This window comes from Streptomyces sp. G45, from assembly GCF_049542095.1.
In the GTDB taxonomy this organism is placed as follows: domain Bacteria; phylum Actinomycetota; class Actinomycetes; order Streptomycetales; family Streptomycetaceae; genus Streptomyces.
On record NZ_JBMUZU010000001.1, the window covers coordinates 5,541,746 to 5,565,142 of the forward strand.

17 protein-coding genes and 1 pseudogene are annotated in these 23,397 nt (G+C 71.6%); 13 read left to right on the forward strand and 5 right to left on the reverse strand.

Going from position 1 to position 23,397, the window contains the following annotated elements; all coding sequences use genetic code 11:
• Positions 1 to 236 precede the first annotated feature (236 nt).
• Entirely contained in the window at positions 237 to 1,220 is a 984-nt protein-coding gene (locus ACOBQU_RS23330; protein ID WP_423629240.1) for a hypothetical protein, read from the reverse strand.
• A gap of 664 nt (positions 1,221 to 1,884) precedes the next feature.
• Here ACOBQU_RS23330 and hpf point away from each other — a divergent pair.
• The gene (gene hpf / locus ACOBQU_RS23335) at positions 1,885 to 2,577 is read left to right on the forward strand and encodes a ribosome hibernation-promoting factor, HPF/YfiA family (RefSeq protein WP_423629241.1); all 693 of its coding nucleotides are present in this window, start codon (positions 1,885 to 1,887) and stop codon (positions 2,575 to 2,577) included.
• Positions 2,578 to 2,786: 209 nt separating this feature from the next.
• On the forward strand, positions 2,787 to 3,530 hold the full coding sequence (locus ACOBQU_RS23340) for a response regulator (protein ID WP_423629242.1): 744 nt from the start codon (positions 2,787 to 2,789) through the stop codon (positions 3,528 to 3,530).
• Between the two features lie 132 nt (positions 3,531 to 3,662).
• On the opposite strand, the gene ACOBQU_RS23345 is transcribed toward ACOBQU_RS23340, so the two are convergent.
• Together ACOBQU_RS23345 and ACOBQU_RS23350 are read right to left on the reverse strand one after the other, a co-directional pair.
• Entirely contained in the window at positions 3,663 to 4,844 is a 1,182-nt protein-coding gene (locus ACOBQU_RS23345) for a winged helix-turn-helix domain-containing protein (protein ID WP_423629243.1), read from the reverse strand.
• A gap of 138 nt (positions 4,845 to 4,982) precedes the next feature.
• On the reverse strand, positions 4,983 to 5,612 hold the full coding sequence (locus ACOBQU_RS23350; RefSeq protein ID WP_423629244.1) for a GNAT family N-acetyltransferase: 630 nt from the start codon (positions 5,610 to 5,612) through the stop codon (positions 4,983 to 4,985).
• 330 nt (positions 5,613 to 5,942) lie between these two features.
• On the opposite strand from ACOBQU_RS23350, the gene secA reads away from it, so the two are divergent.
• Positions 5,943 to 8,798 carry a preprotein translocase subunit SecA gene (secA, locus tag ACOBQU_RS23355; protein ID WP_423629245.1) on the forward strand — a complete coding sequence of 952 codons (2,856 nt, stop codon included), beginning with the start codon at positions 5,943 to 5,945 and terminating at the stop codon, positions 8,796 to 8,798.
• 141 nt (positions 8,799 to 8,939) lie between these two features.
• Here secA and ACOBQU_RS23360 read toward each other — a convergent pair whose 3' ends face one another.
• Complete coding sequence (locus tag ACOBQU_RS23360; RefSeq protein WP_423629246.1) at positions 8,940 to 9,440, reverse strand: Rv3235 family protein; 501 nt, start codon at positions 9,438 to 9,440, stop codon at positions 8,940 to 8,942.
• A 374-nt stretch (positions 9,441 to 9,814) separates the two neighbouring features.
• Here ACOBQU_RS23360 and ACOBQU_RS23365 point away from each other — a divergent pair, with 374 nt between their 5' ends.
• Positions 9,815 to 10,336 (forward strand): DUF6912 family protein, encoded by a 522-nt coding sequence (locus ACOBQU_RS23365; RefSeq protein WP_423629247.1) that lies wholly within the window; start codon positions 9,815 to 9,817, stop codon positions 10,334 to 10,336.
• A 74-nt stretch (positions 10,337 to 10,410) separates the two neighbouring features.
• On the forward strand, positions 10,411 to 11,094 hold the full coding sequence (locus ACOBQU_RS23370; RefSeq protein WP_423629248.1) for an HAD family hydrolase: 684 nt from the start codon (positions 10,411 to 10,413) through the stop codon (positions 11,092 to 11,094).
• A gap of 157 nt (positions 11,095 to 11,251) precedes the next feature.
• Here ACOBQU_RS23370 and ACOBQU_RS23375 read toward each other — a convergent pair whose 3' ends face one another.
• Positions 11,252 to 11,818 carry a DJ-1/PfpI family protein gene (locus ACOBQU_RS23375; protein ID WP_423629249.1) on the reverse strand — a complete coding sequence of 189 codons (567 nt, stop codon included), beginning with the start codon at positions 11,816 to 11,818 and terminating at the stop codon, positions 11,252 to 11,254.
• Between the two features lie 486 nt (positions 11,819 to 12,304).
• Here ACOBQU_RS23375 and ACOBQU_RS23380 point away from each other — a divergent pair.
• The 8 genes and pseudogenes from ACOBQU_RS23380 (at position 12,305) to ACOBQU_RS23415 (ending at position 23,390) form a co-directional block, all read left to right on the forward strand.
• Positions 12,305 to 17,307, forward strand: a pseudogene (locus tag ACOBQU_RS23380) (NAD-glutamate dehydrogenase).
• A 203-nt stretch (positions 17,308 to 17,510) separates the two neighbouring features.
• Positions 17,511 to 18,398, forward strand: a complete 888-nt coding sequence (locus tag ACOBQU_RS23385) for a polyprenol monophosphomannose synthase (protein ID WP_423629250.1) — start codon at positions 17,511 to 17,513, stop codon at positions 18,396 to 18,398.
• Positions 18,395 to 18,913, forward strand: a complete 519-nt coding sequence (locus tag ACOBQU_RS23390) for a GtrA family protein (protein WP_423629251.1) — start codon at positions 18,395 to 18,397, stop codon at positions 18,911 to 18,913. The genes ACOBQU_RS23385 and ACOBQU_RS23390 overlap by 4 nt, the downstream gene beginning before the upstream one ends.
• A 382-nt stretch (positions 18,914 to 19,295) precedes the next feature.
• Positions 19,296 to 20,501: a helix-turn-helix domain-containing protein gene (locus ACOBQU_RS23395; RefSeq protein ID WP_423629252.1), complete on the forward strand. Its 1,206-nt coding sequence runs from the start codon at positions 19,296 to 19,298 to the stop codon at positions 20,499 to 20,501.
• 282 nt (positions 20,502 to 20,783) lie between these two features.
• The gene (locus ACOBQU_RS23400) at positions 20,784 to 21,122 is read left to right on the forward strand and encodes a hypothetical protein (RefSeq protein WP_423629253.1); all 339 of its coding nucleotides are present in this window, start codon (positions 20,784 to 20,786) and stop codon (positions 21,120 to 21,122) included.
• Positions 21,123 to 21,424: 302 nt separating this feature from the next.
• Positions 21,425 to 21,787, forward strand: coding sequence for a hypothetical protein (locus ACOBQU_RS23405; protein WP_423629254.1), 363 nt, complete (start codon positions 21,425 to 21,427; stop codon positions 21,785 to 21,787).
• A gap of 209 nt (positions 21,788 to 21,996) precedes the next feature.
• Positions 21,997 to 22,560 (forward strand): RNA polymerase sigma factor, encoded by a 564-nt coding sequence (locus ACOBQU_RS23410; protein WP_423629255.1) that lies wholly within the window; start codon positions 21,997 to 21,999, stop codon positions 22,558 to 22,560.
• Positions 22,557 to 23,390 (forward strand): hypothetical protein, encoded by an 834-nt coding sequence (locus ACOBQU_RS23415; protein ID WP_423629256.1) that lies wholly within the window; start codon positions 22,557 to 22,559, stop codon positions 23,388 to 23,390. Before ACOBQU_RS23410 ends, ACOBQU_RS23415 begins: the two co-directional genes overlap by 4 nt.
• Positions 23,391 to 23,397: the final 7 nt, after the last annotated feature.

The following is a 23,397-nucleotide window of genomic DNA, read 5'->3' on the forward strand; positions in this document are numbered from 1 at the left end:
ATCCGGGCTGAGCGTGGTCCCGGCGCCGCCACGGTCCAGGGCGGGCTGCGGGCGGTGCCGTCCCGGGCGTGATCGGGCGCGGGCGGTGGGGGCTTGGGTGTGGTCCCGGCGATGGGCTCGCGCGCGGTCGGACGATGCCCGCGTGGGCGGTCAGCGGCGGTCAGCGGCGGTGGCCGGGCGGCCCGGGCTGTGGGTCCCAGCAGGGCGTCGCCGCAGCGTAGTTGGGCTCTGACCGGTTATCCACAGGCGGTTATCCACAGGGGTGGCAGCGTGGCGCGCGCGTTGGCACAGTGGTGGACATGCGGGGGTGGTGGCAGGACCTGACGGATCTGGTGCTGCCAGCCGAGTGCGCGGGCTGCGGGGTGCCTCGCGTGGCGCTGTGCGCGCGGTGCCGGGTCGCTCTGCGCGGTGCCGGGGCGCGCCGGGTGCGGCCGGTGCCGGAGCCGGAGGGGCTGCCGGTGGTGCACGCGGCTGCGGCGTACGAGGACGAGGTGCGGGCCGTGTTGCTCGCGCACAAGGAAAGGGGCGCGCTGGCGCTCGCCGGGCCGCTCGGCGAGGCGCTGGCGGACGCGGTGCGGGCCGGACTGTGCGGTGGCCCACTGGGGGCGCGCGGTGTGACGTGGGAGCGCGCGGGGCCTGCGGGAGCCGCCGATGAGGGCCGGGTGCTGCTGGTGCCGGTGCCGTCGGCGCGGCGCGCGGTGCGGGCGCGGGGGCACGATCCGGTGCGGCGGATCGCGCTGGCGGCCGCGTCCGAGCTGCGGCGCGGCGGGGTTCCGGCGCGGGTGCTGGCCGTGCTCCGGCAGCGGCGCGCGGTGGCCGACCAGGCGGGCCTCAACTCCCGTGAGCGGTGGGCGAACGTGTCGGGAGCGCTGGAGGTCGCCGCCGGGGCGGAGGCGCTGCTGCGGGGCGCGGAGCACGTCGTGGTGGTCGACGACGTCATGACGACGGGCGCCTCGCTCGCGGAGGCGGCCCGCGCGCTCGACGGTGTGCGTGGCGTGGCAAGAGCAGGGGAGGTGCGAAGGGAAGGGGATGTTCGAGGGGAACGGGATGTTCGAGGGGACCGGGACGTTCGAGGGGGAGGGGACGTTCGAGAGGAAGGAGACGACGTTCAGGGGGAAGGAGATGCGGACGGCCCCCTCGCGGCGCGCCGGGTCGACCACGGGGCGCGGGGCCAGACCCCGGCACGGGCCGATCGGCACGCCCAGAAGGCCCAGGAGCAAGCCCAGGAGTGGGCCCGTCCGGGCCCCAGAAGGAGACCACAGGCGGGGCTCCCCGCAGGGACCCGGGGAAGGCTCCACACAGGGCAGCAGTCGTCAGGGCCGCAGTCGGGGCCGCAGTCAGGGCCCCGGCCAGGCACCCGGGCGGGCGCTCAGGCGTGGCCCCAGTCGTCGGCCGAGGCACAGAAAGGGGCGGAGAACCAGACAGGGATCCAGCCAAGCCACGGCGGGAAGAACGGCGCCGTGGGCACGACCGGTAATGCCCTGGTGGCCGGGGCAATGGCCCGAGAAAACCGGGTCAGTGCGGCGGTCGTCGCCGCTTCACCGCATTCTTTCGAAATAAACCGGAACTGACCGCGAACTTTCATCGTTGCAGGTAGTGAGAGGGCTCGACCACCCGAATGGAGGTATGTGCCGGTAGAGGGTGACGACATCCGTCCGGGCGAGATATGTTCGGTTGTGAGGAGTAGCGGAGAGCGCCCCTCGCCTATCCGAATGCCGGTCCGCGGTTTTTGCAAACCGCCGGGACCGGTGGGGTGGAGATCTTGTCCACGGGGGAGGAGGAGGTGGAAGTCACCGAGTCCGAGACTCCGGGAGTTCCCGGGGTCTGGTGCAAAAGGGAGATGCTCCGCCGAAGTCGCGGAGCGATCCGGGAACGGAGTTCTGCGTGGACATCGTCGTCAAGGGCCGCAAGACCGAGGTGCCCGAGCGGTTCCGCAAGCACGTGGCCGAGAAGCTGAAGCTGGACAAGATCCAGAAGCTCGACGGCAAGGTGATCAGCCTCGACGTCGAGGTGTCCAAGGAAACCAACCCGCGTCAGGCCGACCGTTCCGACCGCGTGGAGATCACCGTCCGAGGCCGTGGCCCCGTGATCCGCGCGGAAGCGTCGGCATCCGACCCGTACGGCGCGCTCGACCTGGCCACCGCCAAGCTGGAGGCCCGTCTGCGCAAGCAGCACGAGAAGCGGCACAACAGGCGCGGCACGGGCAGGCTCACCGCCGCCGAAGTCGCCACGCGCGTCCCGGACGCCGCGCACCTCAACGGCGACGGCACCCTCGCCCACGACGAGGAGCCCGAAGGCGTGCCGACCAAGAAGATCGGCTCGCTTGAGATCCAGGGCGAAGGCCCTCTGGTGGTCCGCGAGAAGACGCACGTCGCGGCCCCCATGTCACTGGACCAGGCGCTGTACGAGATGGAGCTCGTCGGCCATGACTTCTACCTGTTCATCGACTCCGAGACCAAGGAACCGAGCGTCGTCTACCGGCGCCACGCCTACGACTACGGCGTGATCCACCTCAGCACCGACCCCATGGTCGCCAAGCCCCAGTCGGCCGGTGGCGGCGGCGCACTCGGCGGCTGACGCGCCCCTGGGAGCGCATGAAGCGGTGCCCCTGGAGCGCGTGTGCGCCCCCAGGGGCACCCCCGTGCGACCAGTGGGCGCACGACTCGGCGGCCAGGCATGAAATCATGGGCGCGCGAGCCCAACCCGCTTGACTCTGCCTAGGGTTGGTGCAGCCGAGGCAGGCGCGCCACGGCAAGACAACGGCCCTGGCCCTCAGGGGAGGAACGATGGCGGACAGCTTCGGACCGATGCGGAACGACGATGCCGGACACGGCATCGGCATCGGCACGGACGCGGGCGCCCCACGCAAGGAGCCCATCCGGGTCCTGGTCGTGGACGACCACGCGCTCTTCCGTCGCGGCCTTGAGATCGTCCTCGCCGCCGAGGAGGACATCCAGGTCGTGGGCGAGGCGGGCGACGGCGCGGAGGCCGTGGACAAGGCCGCCGACCTGCTGCCGGACATCGTCCTGATGGACGTGCGGATGCCCAAGCGCGGCGGCATCGAGGCGTGCACCTCCATCAAGGAGGTGGCCCCCAGCGCGAAGATCATCATGCTGACGATCAGCGACGAGGAGGCCGACCTCTACGACGCGATCAAGGCCGGGGCGACCGGGTACCTGCTGAAGGAGATCTCCACGGACGAGGTGGCCACGGCGATCCGCGCCGTCGCGGACGGGCAGTCGCAGATCAGCCCGTCCATGGCGTCGAAGCTGCTCACCGAGTTCAAGTCGATGATCCAGCGGACCGACGAGCGGCGCTTGGTGCCCGCGCCCCGGCTGACCGACCGCGAGCTGGAGGTCCTGAAGCTGGTCGCCACGGGGATGAACAACCGGGACATCGCCAAGGAGTTGTTCATCTCCGAGAACACCGTGAAGAACCACGTGCGCAACATCCTGGAGAAGCTCCAACTGCACTCCAGGATGGAGGCCGTGGTGTACGCGATGCGGGAGAAGATCCTGGAGATCCGCTAGGCGGACCGGCAGACCCGCGGACCCGCGGACCCGCGGATCGGCAGACCGGCAGGCCCGCGGACCCGCGGGCCCGCCTCCGTCGGCGGCGGGACGGCCAGGGCGGCTCCCCGGGCGCTCCCTGGGGCGCCCCCGTCAGCCGAGCGCGCCGACCAGGGCCGTCGCCAGCTCCGGCGGGTCCACGCGATCCACCCGTACCGCGTCGCAGCCCACCCACTCGGCCGCCTCGACCAGCGCCTGCGCCACGGCGGGCACCGCCTTCGGGCCCTCCAGGGACACCTGCTTGGCCACCAGCGTCGTGCCCTCGCGGGCCGGGTCGACGCGGCCCACCAGGCGGCCCCCCGCGAGGACCGGCATCGCGAAGTAGCCGTGGATCCGCTTCTGCTTGGGGACGTACGCCTCCAGGCGGTGGGTGAAGCCGAAGATCCGCTCCGTGCGCGCCCGCTCCCAGATCAGGGAGTCGAAAGGGGACAGGAGCGTCGTGCGGTGACGGCCGCGCGGGGGCGTGGCCAGGGCCTCGGGATCCGCCCAGGCGGGCTTGTCCCAGCCCTCGACCGCCACCGGCACCAGACCCGAGGCCTCGACCACCGCGTCGAACTGCTCGCCCTTCAGACGGTGGTAGTCGGCGATGTCCGCGCGCGTGCCGACGCCGAGGGCCGCGCCCGCCTGGCGGACCAGGCGGCGCACGCACTCCGCGTCGTCCAGGTCGTCGTGCAGCAGGGCGTCGGGGACGGCGCGCTCCGCGAGGTCGTACACCCGCTTCCAGCCGCGGCGCTCGACGCACACCACCTCCCCGTACATCAGCGCGCGCTCCACCGCGATCTTGGAGTCGGACCAGTCCCACCACTCGCCCTTGTTCTTCGCGCCGCCCAACTCCGTGGCCGTGAGGGGGCCTTCGGCGCGGAGCTGCTTGACGACCTGGTCGTACGCGCCGTCGGGCAGGTCGTGGTGCCAGTGCGGGCGGGCGCGGTAGGCGCGGCGGCGGAAGGCGAAGTGGGGCCACTCCTCGATGGGGAGGATGCAGGCCGCGTGCGACCAGTACTCGAAGGCGTGCGTATCCGTCCAGTACGCCCGCTCCACCGTTTTGCGGCCGACGGCGCCGAGGCGGGCGTACGGGATCAGTTCGTGCGAGCGGGCCAGGACGGAGATGGTGTCCAGCTGCACCGCGCCCAGATGGCGCAGGACGCCGCGGACGCCCGCGCGGCGGTTGGGGGCGCCGAGGAAGCCCTGGGCTCGCAGGGCCAGGCGGCGGGCCTCGTCGGCGGACAGGGTCACTTCGGGGGGTGGGGTGCTGCCGTTCGTCGTCCTGGTGGTCATGGTCGAACGATAGGGGGCGGGTCTGACAGCGGGGGGCGGGGCGGTGGCCCTCGCGGGGCGCCCCGGGCCCACCCCTTCACCGAATCCAGGGGCCGCCGCCCCTGGCACCCCGCTCCCTTGCCGCTTCGCGGCTCGTCCTCACACGCCGGACGGGCTCTGCTGCCGACCGGTGTCTAGCCGACCGGTGCCTTGCCGACCGGTGTCTTTGGGAAGGTACGGCTGGGCCGGGACCAGACCCACGTCCGAGGGGAGGAGGGCGGCGATCCAGCAGTCGCGGAGGGTGCCCTTGTTCGGGAGGCCCGCGCGGAGGGTGCCCTCCATGGTGAAGCCCGCCCGCTCGGCGACCGCGCGGGACGCCGTGTTGCCGACCTCGGCGCGCCACTCCAGGCGGGTGCAGGCCAGGCGACGGAACGCCCAGTGGGCGAGGGCGGTGACAGTCTCCGTGGTGTAGCCGCGGCCCCGGTGCTCCCTGGCGGTCCAGAAGCCGATCTCCCAGGCGCCCGTGCGCGGGTGGTGCAGGCTGGCCGCGGCGAGCAGCGGGCCGCCCGCGCGGGGCCGCACGGCGAAGGTGTACTCCGTGTCGTACCGCCAGCCGTCGGGGACCATGCGCCCGGTGAAGCCCTCGGCGTCCGCGCGCGCGTACGGCGAGGGGATCGTGGTCCAGCGCTGGATGTCGGGGTCCTGGCAGGCCGCGTACACCTCGTCCGTGTCGTCGGGGGTGAAGGTGCGCAGCAGCAGGCGTTCGGTGGTCAGGGTCACGGGCTCCATCGGCTGATTCTGCGCGGGGGGTGCGCGGGGCGCCAGCCGTTTAGACGGTCGCCTGGATGGTTCCCCAGATGGTCGCCTGGATCGTTGCCCAGACGGTCGCCTGGATGGTCGCCACGCCACAGGGCGGGGCGACCGCGGGCACTACGGAGAGGGGGCCGCGCCCCGGAGGGACGGGGGAGCGAATCCCGTGGGATGCGGCACCTTCTCGGGCGGCCGTCCGTTGACGTACTGGCAGACCTCCCGGCGCGGCCGGGTCCTCGCATACGATGGCCGTTGCCCGACGAGTAAAACCGACCGTGCCAGGCCCGACCGGCAAGGAGACCAACCCCCGTGTCCGTCCTCTCGAAGATCATGCGTGCAGGCGAAGGCAAGATCCTGCGCAAGCTGCACCGCATCGCGGACCAGGTCAACTCCATCGAAGAGGACTTCACCGCCCTCTCCGACGCCGAGCTGCGCGCGCTCACACAGGAGTACAAGGACCGGTACGCCGACGGCGAAACGCTCGACGACCTCCTGCCGGAGGCGTTCGCGACCGTGCGCGAGGCCGCCAAGCGCGTCCTCGGCCAGCGCCACTACGACGTGCAGATCATGGGCGGCGCGGCCCTGCACATGGGCTATGTGGCCGAGATGAAGACCGGTGAGGGCAAGACGCTGGTCGGCACGCTGCCCGCGTACCTGAACGCGCTCTCGGGCAAGGGCGTGCACCTGATCACGGTCAATGACTACCTGGCCGAGCGCGACTCCGAAATGATGGGCCGCGTCCACAAGTTCCTCGGCCTGAGCGTCGGCTGCATTCTGGCGAACATGCCGCCCGCCCAGCGCCGCGAGCAGTACGCCTGCGACATCACGTACGGCACGAACAACGAGTTCGGCTTCGACTACCTCCGCGACAACATGGCGTGGTCGAAGGACGAGCTGGTCCAGCGCGGCCACAACTTCGCGATCGTCGACGAGGTCGACTCCATCCTCGTCGACGAGGCCCGTACGCCGCTGATCATCTCCGGCCCCGCGGACCAGGCGACGAAGTGGTACGGCGACTTCGCCAAGCTGGTCACCCGCCTCACCAAGGGCAAGCCCGGCGAGCCCCTCAAGGGCATCGAGGAGACCGGGGACTACGAGGTCGACGAGAAGAAGCGCACGGTCGGTATCCACGAGTCCGGCGTCGCCAAGGTCGAGGACTGGCTGGGCATCGACAACCTCTACGAGTCGGTGAACACGCCGCTCGTGGGCTACCTGAACAACGCCATCAAGGCCAAGGAACTCTTCAAGAAGGACAAGGACTACGTCGTCATCGACGGCGAAGTCATGATCGTCGACGAGCACACCGGCCGCATCCTCGCGGGCCGCCGCTACAACGAGGGCATGCACCAGGCCATCGAGGCGAAGGAGGGGGTGGACATCAAGGACGAGAACCAGACCCTCGCCACGATCACCCTCCAGAACTTCTTCCGCCTCTACAAGCGCCAGGACCACGACGGCAAGGAAGTGCCGGGCCTGTCCGGCATGACCGGTACGGCCATGACCGAGGCCGCCGAGTTCCACCAGATCTACAAGCTCGGCGTGGTCCCGATCCCGACGAACAGGCCGATGATCCGCAAGGACCAGTCGGACCTGATCTACCGCACCGAGGTCGCCAAGTTCGCCGCCGTCGTCGACGACATCGCGGAGAAGCACGAGAAGGGCCAGCCGATCCTCGTCGGCACCACCTCGGTCGAGAAGTCCGAGTACCTCTCGCAGCAGCTCAACAAGCGCGGCATCCAGCACGAGGTGCTCAACGCCAAGCAGCACGACCGCGAGGCGATCATCGTCGCCCAGGCGGGCCGCAAGGGCGCCGTCACGGTCGCCACGAACATGGCCGGTCGTGGTACGGACATCAAGCTCGGCGGCAACCCCGAGGACCTCGCCGAGGCCGAGCTGCGCCAGCAGGGCCTCGACCCCGAGGAGCACATCGAGGAGTGGGCGGCCGCGCTGCCCGCCGCCCTGGAGCGCGCCGAGCAGGCGGTCAAGGCGGAGTTCGAGGAGGTCAAGCAGCTCGGCGGGCTCTATGTCCTCGGCACCGAGCGGCACGAGTCGCGCCGCATCGACAACCAGCTCCGCGGCCGCTCCGGCCGCCAGGGCGACCCCGGCGAGTCCCGCTTCTACCTCTCGCTCGGCGACGACCTGATGCGCCTGTTCAAGGCCCAGATGGTCGAGCGCGTGATGTCCATGGCGAACGTCCCGGACGACGTCCCGATCGAGAACAAGATGGTCACCCGTGCCATCGCCTCCGCCCAGTCCCAGGTCGAGCAGCAGAACTTCGAGACCCGCAAGAACGTCCTCAAGTACGACGAGGTCCTCAACCGCCAGCGCGAGGTCATCTACGGAGAGCGGCGCCGCGTCCTGGAGGGCGAGGACCTGCACGAGCAGATCCAGCACTTCATGGACGACACCATCGACGCGTACGTCGCGGCGGAGAGCGCCGAGGGCTTCGCCGAGGAGTGGGACCTGGACCGCCTGTGGGGCGCCTTCAAGCAGCTCTACCCGGTGAAGGTCACCATCGAGGAGCTGGAGGACGAGGTCGGCGACCGCGCCGGTCTTACGGCCGAGTTCATCGCCGAGGCCGTCAAGGAGGACATCCACCAGCAGTACGAGGCCCGTGAGGCGCAGCTCGGCTCCGAGATCATGCGCGAGCTGGAGCGCCGCGTGGTGCTCTCCGTCCTCGACCGCAAGTGGCGCGAGCACCTCTACGAGATGGACTACCTCCAGGAGGGCATCGGCCTGCGCGCCATGGCGCAGAAGGACCCGCTGGTGGAGTACCAGCGCGAGGGCTTCGACATGTTCAACGCCATGATGGACGGCATCAAGGAGGAGTCCGTCGGCTATCTGTTCAACCTGGAGGTCCAGGTCGAGCAGCAGGTCGAGGAGGTCCCCGTGCAGGACGCCGCGCCCTCCCTGACGAAGGACGGCGCCCAGGACGCGGTCCCGGCCGGTGCCTCCCGCCCGGAGATCCGCGCCAAGGGCCTGGACGCTCCGCAGCGCCCCGACCGCCTGCACTTCCAGGCGCCGAACGCCGAGGGCGGCATCGACGAGGGCGACTTCACGACCTCCGGCCAGCCCGCGGGCGCGACGACGCCGTCGACCGGCGACGGCATGACCCGCGCGGAGCGCCGCAAGGCCCAGAAGGGCGGGCGGCGCCGCAAGAAGTAGGCAGTCGCGTGTGACGTACTGGAGGGCCGGGCACCGGAGGGTGCCCGGCCCTCCGGGCGTTTCCCGGGGCCTTGGGCGCGGCCCTCCGGGCGGTTGCCGCTTGGCCGCGCCTCTCCGGGCCCTTGGACGCGGCCCGGCCGTTCAGGCCCCCCACGTGTCCACCTCCACCGCCGTGCAGCGCCAGCGCTCGTCGTCGCCCCGGTGGAGGCGGAACGCCAGCGCCCGCAGGGCCTGGCCCGCGCCGACGCGGGCGAAGACCTCGAAGACGCCGGGCCGCACCTCGTAGTGGCCGATGCCCCGCACGGCGGGCCGGTGGCCCTCCACGGAGCGCAGCGGCAGTAGCTCGGCGAGACGCACCAGGTCGTCGTAGGCGGTGTGGGCGATGTGGCGGGCCACCGCGTGGACCGGGCGCTGGCCGCTGAGCACCAGGAGCAGCAGCTCCGTGAACAGCTCGGCGGGGTGCGGGGGCGGCTGCGCGGGGACGCGGTGCGCCCGGGGGCCCGGGCGGCGCGGGTCGCGGCGGCCGGGCGGCCGTCCCGCAGGGGGCCGGGTGGCCGCGGGGCGGCGGGGCCGGGCCAGGACCTTCGGGAGCGGGCGCGCGGCCGGGACGCGGGCCGGGGTGCTGGTCGTGGGCTCGGGCATGGTGCGGCCTCCGTGGCGTGCCGGGGTGGGGACGGGCGCGCGGACCGCCTCGGGCGCCGGGCGGACGACCGGCGGATACCGAGGGGTAACTTCGCGCTGAGGATCTTGTACGGCCGCCGGGTGGGCGCGGGCAACGCTCGGGGCCGCCGCGGAGGGACGCCGGGGCGGTTCACTCATCCGGGCGACGCCGCGTGCCGTGGGCCCCGGGATTCCGGGGGCGAACGGGGTGAAGGACGGCCGGAGAGGTGGACGGGGCCAGCGTCGCGGGCGGCACCTCGAAGGGGGACGCACGCACGTATCCTGAAGCCCCGTCCCGGGAGTTCCCGGACGTCCTGGCGACCCTGAAGCCTGCACGACGACGAAAGCGGCCAGTCATGCGCGTGTACGTACCCCTCACCCTGCCCCGGCTCGCGCGGGCGCACGAAGCGGGCGAACTGGGGCCCGGACCGCTCACCGCGTACGCCGTCACGCCCGCGCTGCGCGAGTGGTACGTCTCGGACGACATCGAGGAGCTGGAGTACGCGGCCCTGAGCCGGGCGGCGCTCGCCTCCCTGCGGCTGCTCGCGGGCGAGCCGGACGCGCCCCGGCGCCGGGTGGTCCTCGCGGCGGACGTGCCGGACGGCGCCGCCGTCGCCGACCCCGACCGGGGGCTCGACCAGAGCGCGCTCGGCGAGGTGCGGGTCACGGGCCCGCTGCCGCTGGCCAAGGCGGCCGCGGTGCACGTGGACTCCGAGGACGCGGAGCCGGACGTCACCGCCGCGGCGGACGCGCTCGGCGCGGCGGACCAGGGCGACGACGACGCCCAGTTCGTCGTCGACGGCGCCGAGGACCACGAGCTGCTGTGGTACGCGACGCAGGAGATCCCGAACCTGGTGGGGCCGACGGCGCGGGACTGACCCTCGGGGGCGCTGACCTGGGCCCCGGCGGCCGTCGGGGCGGGTTGTCAGTGGCGGCGGGTACGGTTTCGCGCATGGGGAAGCTGCGCGGGGCCCACATCGTGTGGGACTGGAACGGGACACTGCTGCACGACATCGACGCGGTGATCGCCGCGACGAACGCGTCGTTCCAGGAGATAGGCCTGGAGCCGATCACGCTGGAGCGCTACCGCGAGCTGTACTGCGTGCCGGTTCCGAAGTTCTACGAGCGGTTGATGGGGCGGCTGCCCACGGACGACGAGTGGCGCATGATGGACGCCGTCTTCCACAGGCACTACGGGGCGCGGGTGGACGCCTGCGGGCTCGCCGAGGGCGCGGCGGAGCTGCTCGCCGAGCGACAGCGGGCGGGGCGCACGCAGTCGCTGCTCTCGCTCGCGCCGCACGAGCAGTTGGTGCCGCTGGTGCAGCGGCACGGGATCGCGGAGCGGTTCGTCCGGATCGACGGGCGCACGGACGCGTCGTACGCGGGGAAGGCCGGGCGGATGGTGCGGCACCTCCAGGCTTTGGCCGAGCTGGGGGAGCGGGGGGCGATGGCCGCGGAGCGGGTCGTCGTGGTGGGGGACGCGGTGGATGACGCGGTCGCCGCGGCGCACGTGGGGGCGCGGGCCGTGCTGTACACCGGGGGGTCGCACAGCCGGGCCAGTCTGTCGGTGGCGGGGGTGCCGGTGGTGGACAGTCTGGCGGAGGCCGTGGCCACGGCCGAGGAGCTGGTCGCTTAGGGGTGGGCGAGGGGGGCCCTCGCGGGGCGCCCCAGGCCCGCCCCTTCACCGAAACCAGGGGGCTGCCGCCCCCGGCGCCCCCGCGTCATCGCCGCCCCCGCCTCATCGCCGCTGCGCGGCTCGCCCTCACACGCCGGGCGGGCCATACGCGCCCGCCCTACGTCACCGGCGCCTTGGACCTCAGGACCGTGAGGAACTCGCGCATCCAGCCGGAGTGGTCCGGCCAGGCCCTGGCCGAGACCAGGGTGCCGTCGACCACGGCCTCCGCGTCCTGGAACGTGGCGCCCGCGGCCTGCATGTCCAGCTCCAGGGCCGGATAGGCCGTGACGCGGCGGCCCGCGAGGCCGCCCACCGCGGCGGTCAGGAGTGGGCCGTGGCAGATCTGCGCCACCGGCTTGTCCGCGTCGAAGAACGCCTTCAGGATCTTCCGCAGCTCCGGGTCGCCCCGCAGGTATTCGGGCGCCCGCCCGCCGGGGACCACCAGAGCGACGTACTGCCCGGGGTCGATCTCGGCGAAGGCGAGGTCCGCGGGCCAGGTGTAGCCCGGCTTCTCGGTGTAGGTGTCGAAGCCCGGCTCGAAGTCGTGGACGACGAACTGGAGCTTCTTGCGGGTGGGCGCGGCGATGTGGACGTCGTACCCCTCCTCGCGCAGTCGCTGGTACGGGTACAGCACTTCCAGTGACTCCGCCGCGTCACCGGTGACTATCAGGATCTTGGCTGCCATCGCTGTTCGCTCCCCTGTTCGTTCCGTGCCCGGCTGGAGTGGCCCTCCCGCTCAACGTGCCCCCGGCGGTGCCGTTTGCCAAGACATCGCGGGGCGGATCACGGAGGTGGACTGTGCAGACTGTCAAAGTTCGGGCCCGGGTTTTGTACACATACGGCTCATGACGAGTTCCCGGTGGAGGGCGATAGCCTTGTCCCGTGATCAGCGCGATATCCCGCGGAGGCACCGCCGCCTCCGCCCTGCGCCCGGTGAGCACGGAGGACATCCGTGGCGGGCGCCTCGCTGACGACTCTCCGCGGAGCGGATCCCACCGTCGGCGCGGCCCTGGGGGCCGGTCGGCGCATCCCCGAGGAATGGCGGATTTCCGCCCGCTCACCGCTCATCGCGGCATAACGTCGACAGGGACCGGAGACCCCGCGTCGCGGCGTTATGGCACATCACTTCCTTCTACGTCACGCAACGGCGCGCGACAGGAGTCAGAGGACAATGCAGACCAAGCTGGACGAAGCCAAGGCCGAGCTGCTCGCGCGGGCCGCCCGGGTAGCTGAGAACAGCCCGGTCGGGGGCGCCTGCCAACGGGAGCACCGACCGGGTCGACGGGCGAGAGCGCTGACGGAGCGGGCCGGGCCGACCAGGCCGACCTGCCCGAGGTGCTCGCGTTCCTCCAGCGCTACTACCTGCACACGGCCCCCGAGGACCTCGCCGACCGCGACCCGGTCGACGTCTTCGGCGCCGCCTTCTCGCACTACCGCCTCGCGGAGAACCGCCCGCAGGGCACCGCCAACGTCCGCGTGCACACCCCGACGGTCGAGGAGAACGGCTGGACGTGCAGCCACTCCGTCGTCGAGGTCGTCACCGACGACATGCCGTTCCTGGTCGACTCCGTCACCAACGAGCTGTCCCGGCAGGGACGCGGCATCCACGTCGTCATCCACCCGCAGGTCGTGGTCCGCCGCGACGTCGCCGGAAAGCTCCTGGAGGTCCTGCCGGACGCCCCCGCGGCCACCGGCGCCGACCGGCCGCACGACACGCTCACCGAGTCGTGGATCCACGTGGAGATCGACCGCGAGACCGACCGCGCCGATCTGAAGCAGATCACCAACGACCTGCTGCGCATCCTGTCCGACGTCCGCGAGACGGTCGAGGACTGGGAGAAGATGCGCGACGCCGCGCTGCGCATCGCCGAGGAGCTGCCCACCGAGCCGAGCGCCTCCGACGTCCGCGACGAGGAGATCGAGGAGGCCCGCGAGCTGCTGCGCTGGCTCGCCGCCGACCACTTCACCTTCCTCGGCTACCGCGAGTACGACCTGCGGGACGACGACTCGCTGGCCGCCGTGCCCGGCACCGGCCTCGGCATCCTGCGCTCCGACCCGCTCCACGACGACGAGCACCACCCGGCCAGCCCGTCCTTCAACCGGCTCCCGGCCGACGCCCGCGCCAAGGCCCGCGAGCACAAGCTGCTCGTCCTCACCAAGGCCAACAGCCGCGCCACCGTGCACCGGCCGAGCTACCTCGACTACATCGGCGTGAAGAAGTTCGACGCCGACGGCAACGTGATCGGCGAGCGCCGCTTCCTCGGCCTGTTCTCCTCCGCCGCGTACACCGACTCGGTGCGCCGCGTGCCGGTCATCCGGCGCCGCGTCGCCGAGGTCCTCAAGGGCGCGGGCTTCTCGCCGAACAGCCACGACGGCCGCGACCTCCTCCAGATCCTGGAGACCTACCCGCGCGACGAGCTGTTCCAGACCCCCGCCGACGAGCTGCGGTCCATCGTCACCAGCGTGCTCTACCTCCAGGAGCGCCGCCGCCTGCGCCTGTACCTGCGCAAGGACGTCTACGGCCGCTACTACTCGGCGCTGGTCTACCTGCCGCGCGACCGCTACACCACGGGCGTGCGGCTGCGGATCATCGACATCCTCAAGGAGGAGCTGAACGGCGCCAGCGTCGACTTCACCGCCTGGAACACGGAGTCGATCCTCTCCCGCATCCACTTCGTCGTCCGCGTCCCCAAGGGCGCCGAGGTCCCGCACCTCACCGACGCCGACGTCGAGCGCATCGAGAACCGCCTGGTGGAGGCCGCCCGCTCCTGGGCCGACGGCTTCGGCGAGGCCCTGACCGCCGAGTTCGGCGAGGAGCGCGCCGCCGAGCTGCTGCGCCGCTACGGCACCGCCTTCCCCGAGGGCTACAAGGCCGACCACACCCCGCGCGCCGCCGTCGCCGACCTGGTCCACCTGGAGCAGCTCAAGCACGGCCGCAAGGACTTCGCGCTCAGCCTGTACGAGCCGGTGGGCGCCGCCCCCGACGAGCGCCGCTTCAAGATCTACCGCTCCGGCGGCCAGGTCTCGCTGTCCGCCGTCCTCCCGGTGCTCCAGCGCCTGGGCGTCGAGGTCACCGACGAGCGCCCGTACGAACTGCGCTGCGCGGACCGCACCAACGCGTGGATCTACGACTTCGGCCTGCGCCTGCCCAAGCTGGGCAACGGCAACGGCGACTACCTGGGCGACGACGGCCGCGAGCGCTTCCAGGAGGCCTTCGCCGCCGCCTGGACCGGCGAGGCCGAGGTCGACGGCTTCAACTCGCTGGTCCTGCGCGCCGGGCTGACCTGGCGCCAGGCGATGGTGCTGCGCGCGTACGCCAAGTACCTGCGCCAGGCGGGCTCCACCTTCAGCCAGGACTACATGGAGGACACCCTCCGCAACAACGTCCACACCACGCGGCTGCTCGTCTCGCTCTTCGAGGCGCGCATGTCGCCGGACCGGCAGAAGGCGGGCACCGAGCTGACCGACGGGCTGCTCGAAGAGCTGGACGGCGCCCTGGACCAGGTGGCGTCGCTCGACGAGGACCGCATCCTGCGCTCCTTCCTCACCGTCATCAAGGCGACCCTGCGCACCAACTACTTCCAGAGCGCCGGTGCGGGAAGCGACCAGAGGGGCCAGCAGGCGGCCAAGCCGCACGGCTACGTCTCCATGAAGCTGGACCCGCAGGCCATCCCCGACCTGCCCGAGCCGCGCCCGGCGTACGAGATCTGGGTGTACTCGCCCCGCGTCGAGGGCGTCCACCTGCGCTTCGGCAAGGTCGCGCGCGGCGGTCTGCGCTGGTCCGACCGGAAGGAGGACTTCCGTACGGAGATCCTCGGCCTGGTCAAGGCGCAGATGGTGAAGAACACCGTGATCGTGCCGGTCGGCGCGAAGGGCGGCTTCGTCGCCAAGCAGCTGCCGGACCCGTCGGTGGACCGGGACGCCTGGCTCGCCGAGGGCGTGGCCTGCTACCGGACGTTCATCTCGGCGCTGCTCGACATCACCGACAACCTGGTCGCGGGCGAGGTCGTGCCCCCGGCGGACGTGGTGCGGCACGACGAGGACGACACCTATCTGGTGGTCGCGGCCGACAAGGGCACGGCGACGTTCTCCGACATCGCCAACGAGGTCGCGCAGGCGTACGACTTCTGGCTCGGGGATGCCTTCGCCTCCGGCGGCTCGGCGGGCTACGACCACAAGGGCATGGGCATCACCGCGCGCGGCGCCTGGGAGTCCGTGAAGCGGCACTTCCGGGAGCTGGGCCACGACACGCAGACCGAGGACTTCACGGCCGTCGGCGTCGGCGACATGTCCGGTGACGTGTTCGGCAACGGCATGCTCCTGTCCGAGCACATCCGCCTGGTCGCCGCCTTCGACCACCGGCACATCTTCATCGACCCCAACCCGGACGCGGCCACCTCGTACGCCGAGCGGCGCCGTCTGTTCGAGCTGCCCCGCTCCAGCTGGGCCGACTACAACAAGGAGCTGCTGTCCCCGGGCGGTGGCGTCTTCCCGCGCACCGCCAAGGCCATCCAGCTCAACGCGCACATCCGCGAGGCCCTCGGCATCGAGACCGGCGGCGCCAAGATGACGCCCGCCGAGCTGATGCAGGCCATCCTGAAGGCGCCGGTGGACCTGCTGTGGAACGGCGGCATCGGCACGTACGTGAAGGCCACCACCGAGTCGCACGTCGACGTCGGCGACAAGGCCAACGACGCCATCCGCGTCAACGGCGCCGACCTGCGCGTGAAGGTCGTCGGCGAGGGCGGCAACCTGGGCCTGACCCAGCTCGGCCGGATCGAGTTCGCCCGCGCGGGCGGGCGGATCAACACCGACGCCATCGACAACAGCGCGGGCGTGGACACCTCCGACCACGAGGTGAACATCAAGATCCTGCTGAACGCCGTGGTGCAGGCCGGGGACATGACCGTCAAGCAGCGCAACAAGCTGCTCGCCGACATGACCGACGAGGTCGGCCACCTGGTGCTGCGCAACAACTACGCGCAGAACACCGCGCTGGCCAACTCCGTCTTCGAGTCGCCGTCGCTGCTGCACGCGCACCAGCGCTTCATGCGCCGCCTCGGCCGCGAGGGCCACCTGGACCGGTCCCTGGAGTTCCTGCCCAACGACCGGCAGATCCGCGAGCTGCTCAACGCGGGCCGCGGCCTGTCCCAGCCGGAGCTGGCCGTGCTGCTCGCGTACACGAAGATCGTGACCGCGGACGAGCTGATCCAGACCTCGCTGCCGGACGACGACTACCTGCGCCGCCTGCTGCACGCGTACTTCCCGAAGGCGCTGCGCGAGCGGTTCCCCGAGCAGATCGACGCGCACGCGCTGCGCCGCGAGATCATCACCACGGTCCTGGTCAACGACACCGTCAACAGCGGCGGCTCGACCTTCCTGCACCGGCTGCGCGAGGAGACCGGCGCCTCCCTGGAGGAGATCGTCCGGGCGCAGCTCGCGGCCCGCGAGATCTTCGGGCTCGGCGAGGTGTGGGACGCCGTCGAGTCCCTGGACAACGTCGTGGACGCCGAGACGCAGACCCGGGTGCGGCTGCACTGCCGCCGCCTGGTCGAGCGCGGCACGCGCTGGCTGCTGAACAACCGGCCGCAGCCGCTGCAGCTCGCCGAGACCGTCGACTTCTTCAGCGAGGGCGTCGCCCAGGTGTGGTCCGCGCTGCCGAAGCTGGTGCGCGGCTCGGACCTGGAGTGGTACGAGAACATCCGCGAGGAGCTGGTGGGCGCCGGGGTGCCGGACGAACTGGCGCAGCGCGTCGCCGGGTTCTCCTCGGTCTTCCCGGCGCTGGACATCGTGGCCATCGCCGACCGCACGGGCAAGGAGCCGCTGGCGGTGGCCGAGGTCTACTACGACCTGGCCGACCGGCTGCGGATCACCCAGCTCATGGACCGCATCATCGAGCTGCCGCGCAGCGACCGGTGGCAGTCGATGGCCCGCGCCTCCATCCGCGAGGACCTGTACGCGGCGCACGCGGCGCTCACCGCGGACGTGCTCGCCGTCGGCAACGGCACGTCGACGCCCGAGCAGCGGTTCAAGGCGTGGGAGGAGAAGAACGCCGCGATCCTCGGCCGCGCCCGGTCGACCCTCGACGAGATCCAGGGCTCCGACGCCTTCGACCTGGCGAACCTGTCGGTGGCGATGAGGACGATGCGCACGCTGTTGCGCACGCACTCCTGACGGGTACGTTGCCGGGGGTTACCGGTACGTTGCCCGGGGCGCCCCGCACCGCACGGTGCGGGGCGCCTCTGGTTTCCCGGAGGGGCCGCCGCGGCTGGATTTCACCCGAGGGGCTGCCGGTGCTTGGGCGTGCCATGACCGTCAAATCGGACATTACGGGTACGTTGGATGAGATTATTTCGGGAAGGTCGCAGGGTAAGCCGATGACAGAAGCAAGTTCCCTGGACGCGGCGGAGCGCGCGGTCCGGTCGCTCGGTGCGGGCACACTGCCCGAGGAGTGGGCGGCCACGCCACTGACCGTGGTCATGCCGACGTACAACGAGGCGGGCAGCCTGCCCGGCATGGTCGACGCCCTGATGGCGCTGCCCCTGCCCGGTCTGCGACTGCTCGTGGTCGACGACTCCAGCCCCGACGGCACCGGCGACCTCGCCGAGGAGCATGCCCGGCGCGTCGAGGCCGAGCACGGCGGGCCCCGCATGGGCGTGCTGCACCGCACCGCGAAGGACGGCCTCGGCCGCGCCTACGCCGCCGGTATGGCGCGGGCCGTCGCCGACGGCGCCCACTACGTGCTCCAGATGGACGCCGACGGCAGCCACCCCGCCGACAAGGTCGCCGAGCTGCTCGGCGTGGCCCTCGCCACCGGCGCGGGCGTCGTCGTCGGCAGCCGCTATGTGCAGGGCGGCACCCTCTCCGACGCCTGGGGCGCCCACCGCAAACTCCTGTCCCGCTGGGCCAACGCCTACGCGGGCACGATCCTCGGCACCCGCGTCCGCGACATCACCGGCGGCTTCAACCTGTGGCGCGCCGACGCCGTACGCGCCGTGGACCTCGCCACCGTCGACAGCGCGGGCTACAGCTTCCAGGTCGAGATGAAGTACCGCGCGCTGCGCCGGGGCTTCGGCGTCATGGAGGTCCCCATCCACTTCGAGGACCGGACCGTCGGCGAGTCCAAGATGAACCTGATGGTGCAGCTGGAGTCGGTGGTGATGCCGTGGAAGCTGCGGCTGCGGGGGGCGCCCGCGGTGGTGCGGGTGCCGCGGCCCGCGGCGCGGCCCGAGCGCGGTGTGGGTGGCCCGGGGCCGCACGGATGACGAGCGGCACTCTGCACGAGGCGCCCCCGGCCCAGGCCCCGGCGCCCGCCGCGCCGCCGCGCCGCCGCCAGCGAGCCCTGCTGCCCGCCTCCGCCCGGCTGCGCCGCCTGTGCCTGGAACTCGTCAAGTTCGGCGTCGTCGGCGGCAGCGGCGTCGCCGTCAACTTCGTCGTCTTCAACCTGCTGCTGCACGGCCTGGCCTCAGGCCCGATGACGGCCACGGTCCTCGCCAGCGTCGTCGCCATGGGCACCAACTACCTGGGCTTCCGCTTCTTCGCGTACCGCGACCGGGACACCCGTACCAAGCGGCAGATCGCCCTCTTCTTCGCCTTCAGCGGCATCGGCGTGGCCATGGAGAGCCTGCTGTTCTACGCCGCGTACCACGGGGCGGCCATGAACGGCCCCCTCGGCTCGAACGTCGCCAAGGCCCTGTCGATCCTGCTCGCCTCGGCCTTCCGCTTCCTGGTGTACCGGACGTGGGTGTTCCAGCACCGGGGCCATACGCGGAGCGCGTAAGCCGCCCACGGCGGCCCGTCGGGGTCAGGGCGCCGCCCCTGGCCGGGGCGCCGGGGCCTGCCCTCGGCAGCGGCTGCACGCGCACAGGGGCGGCAGTGAAGTAAGCGGTGGGAGAGGGGTGTTGGGGTGGGCGTGATGCGACGGGTGCCGGTGTCCCGCGTGATGGACCCGTTGGGCGCGACGGTGTAGACGCGCAGGGTCATGCCGGGGGTGGGGGAGGCGTGAGGAGAGGAAGGCTCGGGCATGGGGGTCCTTGGGTCAGGTGCCGTTGGGCACGTACGGGGGGTGGTGCCGATCCTTCGCCCTCCGCGCCAACTCGGACCAGTTGACCGCCTGTTGACTACACTCGGTGTCAACGGCCGACAACCGTCCGGAGCGACCCGTGACCGACTTCGCCGCTCGTGCTCGCCGCGCCCTCTCGGAGCGGGGCATCTCCCCGCGTCAGGCCGCCCGGGACCTGAACTATGACGTCGCGTACCTCTCTCGCGTCCTGAAGGGGACACAGCGGCCGTCCGAGAACCTGAGGCGCGGCCTCGACCGGCTGACCGGCGCCGACGGCGCCCTGCTGGCCGCGGAGCATCGGCTTCCGCCGCGCCCGGGGCGCCGCGCTCCCGGCATGCCGCAGGACGAGAGCGGTGCCGACGACCTGGAGGCGATCGAGCTGGAGCGCCGGGTCCGGGCCAGTGATGTCGGCGGCGAGACACTGGACCGGCTTGAGCTGGCCTTCGACCAGTTCGCGACCCGGTACCAGACGGAGCGCCCCGCCGGTCTGCTGCGAGAGGTCCGCCAGCACCTGGCGTACGTCGGCAGGCTGCTGGACGACCGCAAGACGCTGAGCGAGCACCGGCGGCTGATCGTCATCGGGGGATGGCTGTCACTCCTGGCCGCGACGTTGCACGTGGACCTCGGCCACACCCGTGCCGCGAGCGCGCGGCTCGCCACGGCGGCCGCGCTGGCCCAGCACGCCGACCACCATGAGATCCACGCGTGGACCTACGAGACGGAGGCCTGGCGCGCCCTCACGGCCGGGGACTATCCGCGCGCGGTGGAGCTGTCCCGGGCCGCCCAGCGCGTCGCGCCCCGGGGCAGCTCGGCCGAACTCCAGGCGACCGCGCAGGAAGGCCGCGCACGCGCGCGCCTCGGGGAGCGGCGCGAGGCGTACGAGGCCATCGACCGCGTGCAGCGGCTCGCGACCGCGATGGTGCCGCGGGCGCGCCCCGAGCACCACTACCAGTACGACCCGGCGAAGGCCACGTCCTACACCGCGACCACCCTGGCGTGGCTGGGGGATCCGGCCGCCGAAGGGCCCGCACGCGAGGTGATCGCCCAGTTCCGCCTGGGCGACGGGTCGGGGGTGTGGCCCCGCCGCGCGGTGTCCGCGCACCTCGACCTCGCCCTGACGCTGCTGTCCGCCGACCGCCTCGACGAGGCGTGCGCCATCGCCCTGCGGGCGGTTGTCTCGGGTCACCTGCTGCCCGCCCACCACTGGAGGGTGCGCGAGGTCGTCGAGTCGGTCGAGGGGCGAGGGCTGCGGGAAGCGGGGGAACTGCGGGAAGCGTACGAGGGGTTGAAGGGACAGCGGGGGTGATGTCGACGCGGGGCGGCGACTTCGCTGCCCGTGCTCGCGCGGCACTTGATGCCACGGAGATCAGCATGCGCGCTGCAGCGCGCATGCTGCCGTAGGGCGAAGTGTGCGGGACAGCGTGGCGCACCTGCTGAGGCGGCGGAGCCCGCAGGGATGGTTGTCGTTCGAGACTGTTTAGCGGGATGCTGCTTGGGCGGCGTTTCTTGAGGCGTACGCCTTGGCCGGTAGGTTCGGCGACGGGCCCATGCTGTGGGTGCGGATCGCTGACGGATTCCGAGGCTCCGAGTGCTTTCTGATTTCCATGAAGTTGCTGTTGTGAATTTTGTTCTCTTGGCGGATTCTGCTCGGATGTCATGGTGGGAAATCCTCGCCGTTTCCTTCCTCTTCGGCATTGGCTTGAGTGAGGAGTCCTCTGCGCTCGGCTGCCGCGCCGAGCGCGAACCTGCTGGTGGCTGCGAACTCCTCCTTCATGCGTTGGATGCGCCGCTGTACGGATCGGTAGCTCAGAGCTGCGATCCGAGCGACGGCGGCCTCGGTGTGGCCGTCGTGGAGCAGGCGCAGAATGCGGATGTCGAGTTGATCGACGCCTCGCTCGGACTCAGGCATCGGACCGGTGTGCGGTGAGTGCCCGTGGGCGCCGGAAAACGGAACGAGATCTTCGCTGTGGCATGAACCACTTCCCCCGCTGGGCGTCAGCATGCGGTTGTCTGCGCCGCGCCAGATATGCAGAAGTTAACCGGACTCGCGGGAATGGGCAGAGGGTATGGAAGGGACTTGGCGCAAACGCGCCACACGTGGCTCGGTTCAACTATCGGCGGATAGGCGCCGTTTCACCGATCGCCCGTCGAACCCCCGGCGCTTCATGGCTAACTTCGACCCCGGCATGCCAGTTCGAGACGACAGTGACGCCACGGAGGAAGATCCTTGTGAGCAAGCTCAGAACAGTGCAGAGAACCCTGGCGGTCAGCGGTGTCACCCTGGCGCTGGCCGCGACCGGCGCCCTGGGCACCGCGCAAGCCGCCGACATCGGTGCCGACGCGTCGGCACCGACGGCCGTGCGTTCCAACGGGAGCGGCAAGATCTCCGTGCCACCCCTGCCCAACTGCATCGATGTCGACGTCGACGGAAGGACGGCGCGAGTCTACAACTGGTGCAGCACCACCAAGTGGGTGAAGGTCAAGTGGTCCCTCGCTCCGGACTCGCCCTGCACCGATCTCAAGCCGGACCACGTGCTGACCAGTAAGCGCAACTGGCCCGCGCGATTCGACGGCGTGGTGCTTTGCGCCTGACCTGAACCGACAGGGGAGGTGAGGAGCCGGGCCCGGCTCCTCACCTCCCCTGTGCGCTCGCGGCCGATGGTGTGCTCGACGTTCTCCACTCGAACTCCACTCGGAGTGTGTGACGCGGAGTTCGTGACGCGGAGTTGGCGGCGCGAAGTTCTCAAGGCGCGGGGTGAACCGGGCAGCGGGGTCGGCCCGACGAAGAGGGTGTGACGCGGATGCAGCGGGAGGAACCGTTGGAGCCGGACCTCGCAGCGGTCGCGGCGGGGGACCGGCTGGCCTTCGAGGCGCTGTACCGGCGCTATGCGCCGTGGCTCGTGGCGCGGCTGCGATGCCGCGCTGCCGACGCCGGTCAAGTCGAGGACGTGGTGCAGGAGACCTTCGTCGCCGTCTGGCGGCGCTGCGCCGAGCGGCGGCAGCCCGATGTCCGCGACATCAGGGGCTGGCTGTGGCGCATCGCTTCCCGGCGTCTCGCGGACGTGTCGCGCAGCGGTGGATCCCAGGAGCGGCTGCGGCTGGCCCTGCGCCGGGTGCGACGCCCGCACGAGCCCTCGGTCGAGGACCGGGTCCTGGCCGGAGTGGAGCACGGTGACCTGTCCGACGCGCTGGCCAGACTCTCACCCGACCTGCGGGACGTCATGCAGGCCACCGTGCTGGACGGCCTGTCGACCGATGAGGCGGCGGCCAGGCTGCGCATTCCGCCCGGCACCGTCAAGACACGGGCCATGCGGGCCCGCAAGCGGCTGCGCGAGGAACTCGGCAGCGGGAGGTGGCATCAGTGACGCGCGACGACCGAACAGCGCACGCGGCGGACGAGGTACTGCGGGAGTACGCCCGCGGCGGGCTGTCGCCCGTGCTCCAACAGAGGCTGGAACCGCACCTGGACGTGTGCGCCCACTGCGCCGACCGACTGGCCTCAGCCGTGGACCCAGCCGTGCTCGACCGGATCTGGAACCGGGTGGACGAGGCGATCGACGTCCCCGTCCCGGGCCGCCTTGAGCGACTGCTGCTGCGGCTGCGCGTGCCGGACCGCGTGGCCCGGCTGATGGCCGCCACGCCTGCGCTGCGCGGCTCCTGGCTGGGCGGTGCCGTTCTCACCCTGCTGTTCACCGCACTCGTCGCGCGCCTCGCCGACGCCGCCGACGCCCATCTGGTCCTTCTGGCCGTGGCTCCGCTTCTGCCGGTCGCGGGCGTCGCCGTGTCCTTCGGGCGGCGCTGGGATCCGGTGTACGAAGTGGGCCTCGTCGCCCCCATGAGCGCGTTGCGTCTGGTTCTCATCCGGTCCACCGTGGTCCTGGGAACCAGTCTGGTGCTGTCCACCGCCACGGCGTGCGCCCTGCCCCGGGTCGGGCTCGTGGCCTTCGCCTGGCTGCTGCCCTCCTGCACCCTCACCGTACTGAGCATCGCGCTGTCCGCGCGGCTCGGTCACGTCACCGCCGCCTGTGTCGTCGTCGCTGGGTGGCTGGTGCTCCTCACGCTCACCCGGCACGCGGACATCGTCGCCTCCGCTCTTGGCCAGACGGCGGTCGCCGGACTCTTCCTCACCGCCGTGGCACTGATCTCCGTACTCCGAGCCAGCTTCGACACAGAGAATCCGACACAGAGAAGGTGACCCCTCG

Coding starts and splice junctions, on each gene's coding strand:
- ACOBQU_RS23410 (WP_423629255.1), top strand. CDS start 21,997: ATGCAGCGGGAGGAACCGTTGGAGCCGGACCTCGCAGCGGTCGCGGCG.
- ACOBQU_RS23345 (WP_423629243.1), bottom strand. CDS start 4,844: ATGACCACCAGGACGACGAACGGCAGCACCCCACCCCCCGAAGTGACC.
- ACOBQU_RS23385 (WP_423629250.1), top strand. CDS start 17,511: ATGACAGAAGCAAGTTCCCTGGACGCGGCGGAGCGCGCGGTCCGGTCG.
- ACOBQU_RS23390 (WP_423629251.1), top strand. CDS start 18,395: ATGACGAGCGGCACTCTGCACGAGGCGCCCCCGGCCCAGGCCCCGGCG.
- ACOBQU_RS23340 (WP_423629242.1), top strand. CDS start 2,787: ATGGCGGACAGCTTCGGACCGATGCGGAACGACGATGCCGGACACGGC.
- ACOBQU_RS23375 (WP_423629249.1), bottom strand. CDS start 11,818: ATGGCAGCCAAGATCCTGATAGTCACCGGTGACGCGGCGGAGTCACTG.
- ACOBQU_RS23360 (WP_423629246.1), bottom strand. CDS start 9,440: ATGCCCGAGCCCACGACCAGCACCCCGGCCCGCGTCCCGGCCGCGCGC.
- ACOBQU_RS23350 (WP_423629244.1), bottom strand. CDS start 5,612: ATGGAGCCCGTGACCCTGACCACCGAACGCCTGCTGCTGCGCACCTTC.
- ACOBQU_RS23370 (WP_423629248.1), top strand. CDS start 10,411: ATGGGGAAGCTGCGCGGGGCCCACATCGTGTGGGACTGGAACGGGACA.
- ACOBQU_RS23365 (WP_423629247.1), top strand. CDS start 9,815: ATGCGCGTGTACGTACCCCTCACCCTGCCCCGGCTCGCGCGGGCGCAC.